The sequence below is a fragment of the Streptomyces sp. NPDC088733 genome, assembly GCF_044751185.1.
GTDB lineage: Bacteria > Actinomycetota > Actinomycetes > Streptomycetales > Streptomycetaceae > Actinacidiphila.
Genome location: NZ_JBIVLH010000004.1, coordinates 103858 through 116809, shown reverse-complemented (window position 1 = coordinate 116809; position 12952 = coordinate 103858). Strand labels below are relative to the sequence as shown.

Annotated in this window: 12 protein-coding genes; 9 read left to right on the top strand and 3 right to left on the bottom strand. The window is 71.8% G+C overall.

Going from position 1 to position 12952, the window contains the following annotated elements:
- Positions 1-113: 113 nt before the first annotated feature.
- The 7 genes from argJ (at position 114) to ACIP64_RS09380 (ending at position 9110) form a co-directional block, all read left to right on the top strand.
- Positions 114-1289 carry a bifunctional glutamate N-acetyltransferase/amino-acid acetyltransferase ArgJ gene (argJ, locus tag ACIP64_RS09410; protein WP_401583373.1) on the top strand — a complete coding sequence of 392 codons (1176 nt, stop codon included), beginning with the start codon at positions 114-116 and terminating at the stop codon, positions 1287-1289.
- Between the two features lie 162 nt (positions 1290-1451).
- Complete coding sequence (locus tag ACIP64_RS09405; RefSeq protein WP_401583371.1) at positions 1452-3941, top strand: glycoside hydrolase domain-containing protein; 2490 nt, start codon at positions 1452-1454, stop codon at positions 3939-3941.
- A 338-nt stretch (positions 3942-4279) separates the two neighbouring features.
- Positions 4280-4969, top strand: a complete 690-nt coding sequence (locus ACIP64_RS09400) for a hypothetical protein (RefSeq protein ID WP_401583370.1) — start codon at positions 4280-4282, stop codon at positions 4967-4969.
- A gap of 389 nt (positions 4970-5358) precedes the next feature.
- Entirely contained in the window at positions 5359-6210 is an 852-nt protein-coding gene (locus tag ACIP64_RS09395) for an MBL fold metallo-hydrolase (protein ID WP_401583368.1), read from the top strand.
- Positions 6211-6327: 117 nt separating this feature from the next.
- Complete coding sequence (locus ACIP64_RS09390) at positions 6328-7563, top strand: alpha/beta fold hydrolase (RefSeq protein ID WP_401583366.1); 1236 nt, start codon at positions 6328-6330, stop codon at positions 7561-7563.
- A gap of 30 nt (positions 7564-7593) precedes the next feature.
- Positions 7594-8382, top strand: coding sequence for an enoyl-CoA hydratase/isomerase family protein (locus tag ACIP64_RS09385; protein ID WP_401583365.1), 789 nt, complete (start codon positions 7594-7596; stop codon positions 8380-8382).
- 104 nt (positions 8383-8486) lie between these two features.
- Entirely contained in the window at positions 8487-9110 is a 624-nt protein-coding gene (locus ACIP64_RS09380) for a CGNR zinc finger domain-containing protein (protein WP_401583363.1), read from the top strand.
- A gap of 14 nt (positions 9111-9124) precedes the next feature.
- Here ACIP64_RS09380 and ACIP64_RS09375 read toward each other — a convergent pair whose 3' ends face one another.
- Together ACIP64_RS09375 and ACIP64_RS09370 are read right to left on the bottom strand one after the other, a co-directional pair.
- A complete protein-coding gene (locus ACIP64_RS09375; protein WP_401583362.1) occupies positions 9125-9580 on the bottom strand; it encodes a hypothetical protein in 456 nt (151 codons plus the stop codon).
- Between the two features lie 37 nt (positions 9581-9617).
- Complete coding sequence (locus ACIP64_RS09370) at positions 9618-10481, bottom strand: MBL fold metallo-hydrolase (protein WP_401583360.1); 864 nt, start codon at positions 10479-10481, stop codon at positions 9618-9620.
- 219 nt (positions 10482-10700) lie between these two features.
- On the opposite strand from ACIP64_RS09370, the gene ACIP64_RS09365 reads away from it, so the two are divergent.
- Together ACIP64_RS09365 and ACIP64_RS09360 are read left to right on the top strand one after the other, a co-directional pair.
- Positions 10701-11120: a hypothetical protein gene (locus ACIP64_RS09365; RefSeq protein WP_401583359.1), complete on the top strand. Its 420-nt coding sequence runs from the start codon at positions 10701-10703 to the stop codon at positions 11118-11120.
- Between the two features lie 282 nt (positions 11121-11402).
- Positions 11403-12416, top strand: coding sequence for an alcohol dehydrogenase (locus tag ACIP64_RS09360; RefSeq protein ID WP_401583357.1), 1014 nt, complete (start codon positions 11403-11405; stop codon positions 12414-12416).
- A gap of 18 nt (positions 12417-12434) precedes the next feature.
- Here ACIP64_RS09360 and ACIP64_RS09355 read toward each other — a convergent pair whose 3' ends face one another.
- Positions 12435-12773 carry a hypothetical protein gene (locus ACIP64_RS09355; protein WP_401583355.1) on the bottom strand — a complete coding sequence of 113 codons (339 nt, stop codon included), beginning with the start codon at positions 12771-12773 and terminating at the stop codon, positions 12435-12437.
- Positions 12774-12952: the final 179 nt, after the last annotated feature.

Below are 12952 nucleotides of genomic sequence, written 5' to 3'. Positions count from 1 at the left end.
TTCTGCGGCGCGCGGCGTCCGCCGTCTGGTACGAAAGGACGTGATGGCCGGGGCGGTCGCTCCGGCCTCTCGTTCGGACGTGACTGCATACCTATTCTGAAAGTTGGTTTCTTATGCAAGAGCTGCAGGGGCAGGTCCCCCGGGGATTCGCCGTGCACGTCGCGCCCGTCGGCATCCTGGACGACGGTCGCGACGACCTGTGCGTCATCGCCTCGCAGGTGCCCGCCCGGACGGCGGCGGTGTTCACCCGCTCCCGGTTCGCCGGGCCGTCCGTCCACCTCTCGCGGGCCGCCGCGGCGGACGGCACGGCACGCGGCGTGGTCGTCGTCGCGCGCAACGCGAACGTCGCCACGGGCCCCGAGGGGGAGCGCAACGCCGTCGAGGTCAGGGACCGCACGGCCCGCGCCCTGGGCATCGAGCCCGGGGAACTGCTGATCGCCTCGACCGGGGTCATCGGCCGCCAGTACCCCATGAAGCAGATCACCGCCCACCTCGACGAGCTCGCCTGGCCCCCGGCGGAGGAGGCCGACCTGGCGGCCGCCGCACGGGCGATCATGACCACGGACACCCGCCCCAAGTGCCTCACCGTCCGGATCGGCGACGCCACCCTCACCGGGATCGCCAAGGGCGTCGGCATGCTCGAACCCGACATGGCGACGCTGCTGACGTTCTTCGCCACCGACGCCGAACTGGACGGGGACACGCTCGACACGGTGTTCCGGCGGGTCATGGACACCACCTTCAACGCCGTCTCCATCGACACCGACACCTCGACCTCCGACACCGCCGCCGTCTTCGCGAACGGCCTCGCCGGACCCGTCGCGGCCGAGGAGTTCGAACAGGCGCTGTACGAGGTCGCCCTGGGCCTGGTGAAGATGATCGCCTCCGACGGTGAGGGCGCCTCGAAGCTGATCCAGGTCGAGGTGACCGGTGCGCGCGACGCTGCCCAGGCCAAGCGGGTGGGCAAGACCGTGGTCAACTCGCCCCTGGTCAAGACCGCCGTGCACGGCGCCGACCCGAACTGGGGCCGGGTCGTGATGGCCGTCGGCAAGTGCCAGGACGACCTGGACATCCGCCAGGAGGACGTCACCGTCCGCTTCGGGGACATCGGCGTCTACCCGCCCGGGGCCGACGAGGACGACCGCCGCGCGTCCGTCGCCGCCTACCTCAAGGCGAACGACGAGGTGGTCATCGGCATCGACCTGGGCATCGCGGACGGGGAGTTCACCGTCTACGGCTGCGATCTCACCGAGGGCTACGTGCGGCTGAACTCCGAGTACACCACCTGAGCACCCACCGCCCCGGCCGCTCCCGCCCGGTGCGGGCGGCCGGGGTCTCCCGTGTGAAGTGAGACATGAAGAGAGAGAGGAGAGAACGCGCTCCTAGGGTGGCCCAAGGCCAGAGGCCGGGCTCCGATCCGGCCTGTCCCCCCACGACGTGAAGGCTGGACGATGGCGGACGCGAAGGTTCTGGAAGCCCAGCAGTGGGTCAACGCCACCTATGGAAGTGTCAGCGGCTATCAGCGCTGCCCCGAGGACGGCCGTACCGGCTGGTCCACCATGTACTCCCTGATCATGGGCCTTCAGTACGAACTCGGCATCTCTCCCGTGGTCGCCAGCTTCGGGCCGACCACCATGTCCCGGTTCGCGGCCCTCGGTGAGATCGGCTTCGGCTGGGACGCGAACCGCAACATCGTCGCCATCCTCGAGCACGGCCTGTTCTGCAAGGGCTACTGGGGCGTCGAGCCCGACAGCTACGGCTGGTTCACCGGCGTGACCCGGGAAGCGGTCAAGGACCTGCGCGCCAACATGGGGATACCCGAGGGCGACGGCACGATCAACGCCACCATCGCCAAGTGCATCCTCAACATGGACGCGTACGTCGTCGTGGCCGGGGGCACCGACAAGATCCGCGCCATCCAGCAGTGGCTCAACGGCCGTTACTGGCAGCGCAGCGCGTACAGCATCGGCCCGGCCGACGGCATCTACTCCCGGGACGTGCAGAAGTCCCTGATGATCGGCCTGCAGTACGAGCTCGGACTGGAGCCCAACGGGAATTTCGGGCCCGGCACCCAGGCCGGTCTGCGGCAGCACACCGTGCGCCAGGGCGACGCCGGCATCTTCGTCCAGCTCTTCACCGCGGCCTGCGTGTTCAACGAGCCGGTGATCCTGCGCGGCCCCGACGACTCCGAGGTCCGGACCACCTTCAAGAGCACCTTCGACGACAAGACCCGTGAATTCGTGGAGATCTTCCAGGGGTTCTCGCAGCTGTACAGCCAGGGCGACTCGTCCTACGGGGTGGGCGAGTACGACACCTGGGCCCAGTTGCTGGTGTCGATGGGCAACGCCGACCGGGCGGCCTCCGGTTCCGACACCCGCTTCCAGATCACCGCCTCCCGGGCCCGCTGGATGTACGACAACGGCTACCGCCTCGTCGGCCGCTACCTGTACGACCCGCCGGGCTCCACCCTCGACAAGGAGATCAAGCCGGGCGAGCTCCAGACCATCTTCGACGCGGGCCTGCGGGTCTTCCCCATCTACCAGGACAACGCGCGCCAGTTGTCCGACTTCACCTACACCCAGGGATTCCAGCACGCCCTCAACGCCCACGACCTGGCGTCCGGCTACGGCTTCGACCGGGGCACCACGATCTACTTCGCCGTGGACTACGACGCCCAGCAGTGGGAGATCGACGGCCAGCCCCAGGGTGTCGTCGCCTACTTCAACGGCGTGGTGGCCGGCCTGGCCAGTCGCGGCAAGAGGTACTTCCACGGCGTCTACGGCTCCCGCAACGTCTGCACCAACGTCACCGAGCGGACCGGGGCACGCTTCTCCTTCGTCTCCGGCATGTCCTGGGGCTTCTCCGGCAACCTCGGCTACCCCCTGCCGTCGAACTGGGCGATGAACCAGATCAAGGAGTTCCAGGTCGTCAACGGCTCCGACACCTTCGACCTGGACCGGGACGTCTGGCGGCGCGGCGCGTACGCCGAGCCGGGCGTGGGCTCGGTGAACAGCTCGGCCGGCCCCGCCGACTCCTTCATCGCCTACGTGCAGCACATCTACGACCTCGCCCTCGCCTACAAGGCCGCGAACAACGTCGGCACCAACGCGAGCCAGCTGGTGATGGAGCACCTGCGCCACCGCAAGTACCAGGGCCTGACCTGGTGGTGGCTGGCCGGGAGCTACGACGACGACTTCGTCGCCTACTGCGACAGCCGCGGCGCGGGCGTGCCGGACGCCTACTCGTTCACGGATCCCGTCACCGGCTACACCCTGGACGCCGCCCACCTGATGGCCACCGCCAACGGGTTCCTGGTCGCCCCCGACCCGGACAACAAGGGCGACGCGACCGGCGGCGACGTCGCCGGCTGGGGCGGCGACATCATGACCTTCTGGGCGGACTGGCGGAACTCCGAGGAGCAGTACGCCTCCCCGGGCGCCTTCTGCACGGCCAAGCTGGCCATCCCGGGCACGGTCTCCAGCTTCTCCTTCACCGACATGATCGAGGACGTCGACGGCTACCTGCTGGCCAAGTACGTGGCGGGGGGCGGCAGCATCGTCGACTGGGTGACCTCCCAGTACAACAACGGCGGCGGGCTGAACCGCTTCCGCGCCCACTTCGACCGTCGCTGGCAGACGGCCGGGAACACCACGTCGTCCTGCAGCCGCCTGCTCTACGGCACGGCCGACTCGAAGATCAGCCCGGCCCGCTTCGCGCTGATCACGGCGTCCGGCGCCGTCCTGCCGGGCGACTACATCCTGCTGCCGGGCGGGCAGGCCAAGTTCGACGAGTTCTGCCAGGGCTTCACGGACCGTCAGCTCGCCCTGATCGGCCTGGAGAACAGCCGGGCCGCCCAGTACCGCCGGAACCTCACGACCTACCAGGCGCAGGCCGCGAAGCGGGCCGCGGCACGGGCCACGAGGACCGGCACGCCGAGCTAGCTCACAGCCGGTCCGCGTGCTGTCGGCCGGTCCCGGCCCGTGGGTGCCGGGGCCGGGCGATCGGCCCGGACGGTGGCGGCGCGGTGCCCGCCGGTTCCTCGGCTCGGCGCTGCTGCTCCCGCCGGCAACGGGCCCCGCCTACTCGCCCGGTTCCGCGTGTCACCGGCCCGGCCGGGCCTGGCGCACGTCGACGAGCACACGCGGTGGTTCCCGCTCCACAACAGGTGCCACGCCGGCCACGACCCGGTGCCGGGCCGGGCGAACCCCGATCCGGCCGTGGTCCGGCCGGGTTCCGCACGGCTCGCCGTTCTCCACCGACACACCAAGAAAGGCACACCGTGAACGAGCTGACCAGGCGTCATCTGCTCGGCACCACCACCGCACTGGCCGGGGCCGCCGCCCTCGGCACGCTGGGTGCGGCGCCCGCCGCCGCCGTACCGGTGAACGCGCTGGACACGCCCGCCGCGTGGTCCGGCAGCCGTTCGGCGAACGGCTGGCAGGTCCTCACCGCGGACGGGGCGCAGTCCCATGTGATCGAGGGAAGCGGTCTGCCGGTGCGCCTGGCCGGCGGTGCCGCGGCGACCGTCCTGCTCCACGTCGCGCGGCGCTTCCACTACGAGATCGACCAGCTCCGCCCCGGCGACGTCCTCGGGTACCGGACGCCGTCGTTCCGGGTGCGGGAGGCGTTCGAGTCGAACTACCTGTCCGGCACAGCGCTCGAGATCAGGCCCCTGGCCTACCCGCTCGACGCGCGGGGCGGCTTCTACCCGCGCGAGCTGACCGTGGTCCGCGACATCCTCGCCGAACTGGACGGCGTGGTCGCCTGGGGCGGCGACTTCGCGGTGTCCAAGGAGTCCCACTTCGAGGTCGCCCTCGCGCCGGGCCACCCCAAGGTGAAGGGCGTCGCCCGGAAGATCGAGGCGTGGAACGCCGGGCTCGGCGGCACCGTGGGCGCCGGAGCCACCGACGCCTTCGACCCCGCCCGCCTGGCCCGCGCCCGCTCCTTCGCCCGGCGTCCGGCGGCCTGACGGGCCCGCCGCGGCGAGCCACGTACGGACCGAGGCACCCCGGCCCACGTGCCCGGGGTGCCTCGGTCCGTACGGCCGTGCCCCCCCGGGCGTGAACCGGGCCCGGCTCAGGTGCTGTGCGATCCGGTGTGCCGGCCCGGTCCCGGGGTCCCGCGGGTACTCCTGCACCAGCGCCGTTTTGGTGGGAAAGTGCTGGTAGCAGGTGCGTGTGGAGGCCTCGGCGGGGGCGCGTGGCGCCAAGGCGCGACCGCGTCCTCCCCGGAGTGGGTCGCCGGGCCCCGGCGACCCCTCATCGGGGCGGACCCTTCGGCGGGTGTCCCTCGGCATGCGAGGGCGCGCGACCTCGCCGGCGCCGCGGACAAGGACATCTCCCCACGGGAGGAGAACCCATGACCACCCCCGAGCCCCTGGGCTACGAGACCCTCGTCGTGGCCGGCGCCCCGCGCGCCGGCGGCCAGCGGCTGCCGGACGGGCGGCCGATCGTCTCCTCGCCGGTCACCACCACGCTGATCCAGGGGGAGCGGGACGCCGTCCTCGTCGACGTCCCGTTCACCCGCGACCAGATCAAGGAGACCGGCGACTGGATCGAGGCGTCCGGCAGACGCCTGCGCCACGTCTACATCACCCACGGACACGGTGACCACTGGCTGGGCACCGCGGAACTGCTCAAACGCTTCCCCGGCGCCACGGTGTACGCCACCGAGGGCACGATCGAGCTCATGCACCGGCAGGCCACCGAAGGCCGCGCGCAGATGTGGGACGTGTTGTGGCCCGGCCAGATCCCCGAGAGCCCCGTCCTCGCGCAGCCGGTTCCGGCGGACGGGTTCGCACTGGAGGGCAGCGCACTGCGAGCGGTGGAGGTCGGGCACACCGACACCGACGGGACCACCGTCCTGCACGTGCCGTCCACCGGCCTGGTGGTGGCCGGCGACGTCGTCTACAACGGCGTCCACCAGTACTTCAGCGAAGGCCTGGACGGTGGTCTGGAGGAGTGGCAGAAGGCCCTCGACAAAGTGGAGGCCCTGCATCCGAGCGCCGTCGTGGCCGGCCACAAGAACAAGGACCTGCCCGATTCCGCGGCTGCCGTCGGCACGACCCGGCAGTACCTGCGGGACGTCGCGGAGCTGCTGGGGACGGCCTCCGGCGCGCGCGACTTCTACGACGAGATGCTGCGGCGCCACCCGGACCGGATCAACCCCGGCCCGGTCTGGTACGGAGCCCTCGCCCTCCTCGGTGAGTGATCACCGTGAGAGACGTTTCTGGCCGGTAATAAGTATTCGGATTATGCTCATGTACGAGTACCCGCTCATCGAGGCGGCCCGACGGCCGTCGCCCCCACCAACGACGACGGGACAGACATGAGCGATGAGAGCCCTCCCGCAGGCACCCCCGTCCGCCGCGACGGCGAGGCGACGCCGACGCTGCTGCTCGTCCACGGGTTCCTGGACGACGCCACCGTCTGGGACGGCCTCGTCAAGGCTGTGGCGGGCGCGGTGCCCACCGTGCGGTACGACCTCCCGGGATCGGGTGGCCGGGCGTCCGAGCCGCAGGACATGGACGAATTGAGCCTGACCCTGTTCGCCGGCGAGGTCGCCTCCGTCATCGACGCGATCGAGGGGCCCGTGGTCGTGATGGGCCAGAGCATGGGCAGCCAGGTCGTCGAACTCGCGGCGGCCGCACGGCCCGACCGGGTCGCCGGGCTCGTCCTGCTCACCCCGGTCCCCCTGGGTGGGACGCATCTGCCGGACAAGGCCGTCGCGCCGTTCCGGGCCCTCGGCGGGAACCCGGAGGCGGAGCGCGCCGTCCGTACGCGGCTGTCTCCCGCCCTGGACGGCGACGCGCTGGACAGGCTGGGCCGCGCCGGCAGGCTGGTGCCCGCCGCGGTGGTGGCCCGATATGTCGACATCTGGAACAACGGGGTCGCGAAACCACCGGGGACGAGCGCGTACGGCGGCCCCGTCCTCATCGTCCGCGGCGGCGAGGACGGTTTCGTCACGCACGAGGTGGTCACCGGCACGATCGCGCCCCGCTTCCCCGGCGCGCACGTCGCGACCGTCCCCGGCGGCGGCCACTGGCTGCACGTGGAGTTCCCGGCCGTCCTGGCCGCCGAGATCCTCGCCTTCCTGCGGACCCTGGACGCCAGTGATGCGGCCTCCGGCTGGCGCGGCGGCTTCGCCTCGCAGTCCGCGAGCATCTTTGCCGCGCGGTTCGCCGAGGACGTCGTCCTGGAGGCGAGTGCCCTGGTGCGCCCGATCGCCGGCCGCGAGCTCGTCGCCACGGTCCTCGCCACCGCCAGCGCGATCTACGAGTCGCTGGAGTTCATCGCCGAGGCGACCCAGGGCACCACGACCTACCTGCAGTGGCGGGCGACCGCGTTCGGTGGCCTGCCGATCTCCGGTGTCACCGTCCTGGAGAAGAACGCCGACGGCAAGGTCACCCGTGCGGCGATCCACCACCGGCCCCTCGGGGCGGCGCTGCGGTTCTCCGCCGCGCTCCGCGACCGGCTGGCCGACACCGTCCCGTCCGCCCACTTCTTCGCGGGGACCGCGGAGAGCGCGGAGAGCGCGGAGCCGGATCCGCACCGGGGGAAGTGATCGCACCATGTTCGAGGACCGGGAGCACCCATGAGCCGTCTGCACGTCGTCATCGAGGAACACGTCGCCGAGATCGTCCTGGACCACCCGCCGCAGAACCGCATCGACGAGCGGATGGCCGACGAACTGCTCGCCGCGGTCGAGAAGGCGGAGTCGGCGGGCGCGCGGGCGGTCGTCGTGCGCGCGGAGGGGGCCGACTTCAGTTTCGGTGGCGACATCGTGACCTGGCCCGACCTCGACACCCGGCAGTTGCGGACGCTGTTCGAGCGGTACATGTTCGCCTTCAACCGCTTCGAGCAGCTTCCCGTACCGGTCGTCGCGGCGGTGGGCGGCCTGTGCTTCGGGGGCGGCTTCGAACTCGCCCTGCGCGCCGACGTGATCTTCGCCGGGGAGGGAGCCCGGTTCGGGCACCCGGAGCAGACCCTCGGCATCGTCACGCTCCTCGGCGGGATTCACCGTGTGGCGGCGCGCGCGGGCCGTGCCCGTGCCTATGAATGGGCGCTGACCTCGGAACGGGTTCCCGCCGCCACCATGGCCGAGGCCGGCGTGGTCAACCACGTGGTGCCCGACGGCGAAGTCCTGGAGACCGCACGGGCGTTCGCCCGCAAGGTGGCCGCGGGACCGACACGCGCGCACGCCGCGCACAAGGCGCTGCTGCGCCTCTGGGACGCCGGGGGCGTGAAGGCCGCGGACGACGCGATGTTCGACATCGCGATGCCGCTGTTCGAGACGGGGGACGCGACGGCCGGACTCGCGTCGGCGGTCGCCGCCTTCAAGGCCGGCCGGCCCCGTCCGGCCGTCGACTTCCGGGGCGAGTAGCCGTCCCCGGCGAGGACGGCTCCTCGGGAGCCCCTGCGGCGGTTGCCAGAGGTGAAGGCGATAGGCTCTTACATCTGTCCGGTGGAAGCGAGGAGGAGGACGAGATGACAGCGGTCCGATGGCCCGCCTCCGCCCGCTACGAGGAACCCGAGAGCAGCGCGCCGGGCGGCCTGGGCTTCGTCCAGGACCTGCTGAACACGGCCAGCCTCGGCAAGCCGCGCCAGCCGGACCTGCTGGAGTCGGCCGATGCGGCGCGGCAGTGGCTCCGCACGTCCGCCGCCGTCCTCCACCAGGTCGACCCCGGCGCCCCGGCGATGCCGGACGGCCTGGACCCCGACCGCCTCCGGGACGTCGTGTCGTTCCGCGACGACCTGCGCGCCCTGCTGTCCCCGGGGCCCGCCGAGGGAACCCCGGAGACCGTTGCCGTCCCCTCGATCGGGACGACGGCCGCCGTCACTCTCGGCCCGGGAGGCGCGCGGCTGAGCGCCCAGGGGGACGACGTCGAGGCGCTGCGCTCGTACGCCCTGGTCCAGTTGGTGGCGGCCTCGTACGGGGGGACGCTGCGCCGGCTGAAGGTGTGCGCGAACCCGCGCTGCTGCGGTGCGTTCTACGACCGCTCCAAGAACTGCTCACGCGTCTGGCACTCCGTCACCACCTGCGGCAACACCCAGAACGTACGGGCCTACCGGGCCCGGCTGAAGGAGCGCGGGCTGTCCTCGGCGCCGTGACGGCCGGGAAGGCCTCAGTCCTCCTCGGGCCCGACGGTGACGAAGCCATCGGTCCACGTCGTCGTGTCCACGTCGACCGGGCAGACCTCCAGCTCGCCGAGGCGCGGTCGGGGCAGGGCCGTCGCCGCGGCCGCGTCGGCCCCTTCCTCCGTGCGGAAGGCCCCGAGGATCCGCACCTCCTCGCCCCGGCCGGAGTCGGGCAGCGTGAGGAAGAGCAGGAACACCTCCGCGGGGAGGCGGTGCTCCGCTCCCGGTCCGGCGGGTCCGTCCGGTCCTGCCGGTCCGTCCGGGTCGACTTCCACCGGCTCGATGCCGAAGCCCTCGGGAAAGTCCGTGAAGCCTGGGAGTCGCCCGGCGGTGGCCCGCGCCCGCGCGGCCTTCTCCCGCGACGAGTAGATCCCGATCAGCTTGAAGTCGGAGCTCCCGTCGTCGAAGTCGTGAAGATGGATCAACGCGTGCACCGCGGCCATGGGTCCCCCGTCCGTCCCGATCCGAGTCGCCGCCACCCTATGACGACGCGCCTGCCGGGAAGAGCGTGACGGCCGCGCCCCACAGCGCGCCGGGGTTGATGCGGTCGGGGTGCAGCGCCAGCATGGCGTCGAAGAACTGCTGCGCGCCGTCGGCCTCCGGGAGCAGCCGGCGGGCATCGCGCAGGTAGGAGCGGGTCTCCGCGATCTGCCGCGGCGCGTCCGGCGACCTCGGGTCCTTGTGGCCGGCCACCACGGCACGGGGGTCGAGCCGTTCCGCGAGGTCCAGGGCGGCGAGCCAGCTGTCGATGCCGGAGATCCCGCCGGACTCCGTCAGGTACGGGTGGACGCCGTTGTAGACGACGTCGCCGGCCACAAGCAGACCCAGGTCCGGGACGTGCAGCATGGTCGTCGCTTCCGTGTCGGTGCGGCCGGCCTCGACCGGCACCAGGCGGTGGCCCTCGATCTCGAAGCCGTCCGGGCCGACCGGCACCGCCTCCACCGTCCCCTGCGGGATCTGCCCGGGGAACACCGTCTCCCAGAACGACTCACGGAAGGACGGGGCCGCCTGCGCGGCCATGACGCCGATGGTGCCGGGCGTCGCCCGGACCTCGGCGTCCGGGAAGCGCTCCAGGAGCGGTACGGCGCCGAACCAGTGGTCCCCGTGCCCGTGGGTCACGTAGACCGCGACCAGCCGTCTGCCCGACGCCGCGATCCAGTCCCCGACCGCCGCGGCCTGATCGGCCGTCATGGGCGGGTCCACGAGCACCGCGTCACGCTCGCCGCTGATCAGCGTGGAGGAGATCGGGGACCACATGCGCGGGCTGCCGTCGGGCAGCGGCCCGCGCCCCGACTGGGGGATCTGCGGTGCCACCGACACCGCGTAGGACAGGGCCCTCTTCATGCGTGCGCTCCTCTCCAGGCGATGTCAGAAGCAATCGTACTTTGATTATGTCGCGCGCGGGGGATTGCCGCTCCCTTCGTTGCCGTCACCTGTTTGACAGGTGTTGCGCACGACTGCAATGATCTTGTCACCACCTGAAAGGGTGACGATCCGCGGGCGTCAGGGGCGCCCGCATCGGAGAGTCGGCGCAGTCGTTTGCCAAGAAAGGCAGAATCCGCAATGTCAGTCGTGCGTTTCCACCTGAACTCCTCGCTCGGCCCCTCGGACGCGCTGGCGGTGCTGACCGACTTCGGCCCCTCGCGCGCCGAGAACTGGCCCACCATCGACGCCGTCACCGTCCACGCGATCGGCGACACCTGGGCCGAAGTGACCGAGGGGACCGCGTCCGCCTGGGAACGCGCGCGCTACGAGTGGGACGCCGAGCGAGGGCGGGTCACCATCACCACGCACGAGTCGAAGGTCTTCGGGCCCGGCGGCGGCTGGGTCTTCCAGCTCACCCCCGAGGGTGACGGCACCCGGATCGACGTCGAACTCACCCGGGAACCCAGCACCCTCAAGGGCAAGGTGCTCGCCGGGCTGCTCCCCGTGGCCGCCTCGTCCCTGCGCAAGTCCTACCGGCAGCCGCTCAAGGCGAGGTGACCCCCGCCCCGCCCGCGGCGCTGCCCCCTCCGCGCCGCGGGCGGTGCGCGCAGCCGCCCTGTCCCCTGCTCGACCGGATGGCCGGCACCCTGCGCGCGCCCGGCGGCCCCGGCCGCACAGCACACCTGGTAGCGACGGTCGTGCCCGCTCGCCGTGCGGCGCCCAACACCCTCGGCGGGGCCCCCTGGTGACCGCCGCCCGACGCGCGAGGGTGTGTGCCCCGTGCCACGATGAGCGGGACCGACGCCTTGCGTGCCGTACCCCTCACACACCGGACGGGCGATGAACTCCATGCGGGTGGCCCAGGTCTCCGAACCGGGCGGACCATTCGAAATCGTCGAGCGGGAACTCCCCGAGCCCGGCCCCGGCCACGTCCGGATCGCCGTCGAGGCCTCGGGTGTGTGCCACTCGGACGCCGGATTCGTCCACAACGCCTACCCGAACGTCAGCTTCCCTCTGGTCGCGGGCCACGAGGTCGCCGGCCGTATCGACGCCCTCGGTGAGGGCGTGCGGTACTGGTCGGTCGGCGACCGCGTGGAGGTCGGCTGGTTCGGCGGTCACTGCGGCCACTGCGTGCCCTGCCGCGAGGGCGCCTTCATCGACTGCCGGAACCTGCAGGTGCCCGGCTGGGCGTACGAGGGCGGGTACGCCACCCATATGGTCGCACCGGTCAACGCGCTGGCCCGGATCCCCGACGGACTGTCGGCCGTCGACGCCGCGCCGCTCGGCTGCGCGGGCGTCACGACGTACAACGCCTTCAGGAAGAGCATCGCCCGGCCCGGCGACCTCGTCGCCGTCATCGGCATCGGCGGCCTCGGCCATCTGGCGGTCCAGTACGCGGCGAAGTCGGGATACGAGACGGTGGCCGTCGCACGGGGCGAGGACAAGCGGGCCCTGGCCGTGGAGCTGGGCGCGCACCACTACGTCGACAGCTCCGCCGGCGACACCGCCGAGGCCCTGCAGGCCCTCGGCGGTGCGACGGTGGTCCTGGCCACCGCAGCCAACTCGCAGGCCATGGCGGCGGGCGTCGACGGACTGCGGCCCGGCGGGGAGCTGATCGCCATCGGGATCGCCCCCGAGCCGATGCCGATCACCCCGAGCCAGATCGTCCTGACGTCCCGTTCGATCGTCGGCCACCCCTCCGGCACCTCGCGCGACGTCGAGCACGCCATGAACTTCAGCGCGCTGGCCGGGATCCGCCCGATGACGGAGACGATGCCGCTGGACGGCATCAACGACGCGTTCGCCCGCATGATGTCGGGGGCGGCGCGCTTCCGCATGGTCGTCGTCCCCTGAGCCACGCGGGTGCCGGGGTCAGCCGAACGGCCGGTCCGGGGCGCCCTCCACCCGGTGGATTCCCCGGGAGTCGTCCATCCAGGCGGCGCGCGTGCGCAGGAACGACACGTCCTCGCCCGACGGGTCGGCGCTGTCCCGGAGCCGTTCGCCCTCCGCGGGCGTGAGGCGGCTGTACCAGGACGTCAGGTCGTCGCTGCCGGCCGCCCAGTCGGTGTACTCGTGGAAGCGGTGGAACCAGAACGCACGGCAGCCGGAGCACCGCAGCAGCGATTCCTGGTCGTGGGCCGATTCATGGAGCGTCCGCACCCAGACGAGCGCGGGCTCGGCGCAGCAGTCGATGCAACTCGGGGTCGCCATGGTGCCGATCCTCCCATCGGCCTGCTGCGATGCGACCGCGCCCCCGGGTGCCTTGCGGTGTGGCCGAGGACAACTCCTGTGAATTTCCGGGGCGGTTGAACACCACAGGCGCCCCCTGCGTATGAAGCGGCGGCTTGCTGTGTCAGGCCGTCACCCATCGGGCGCAGGAGGATTTCCTT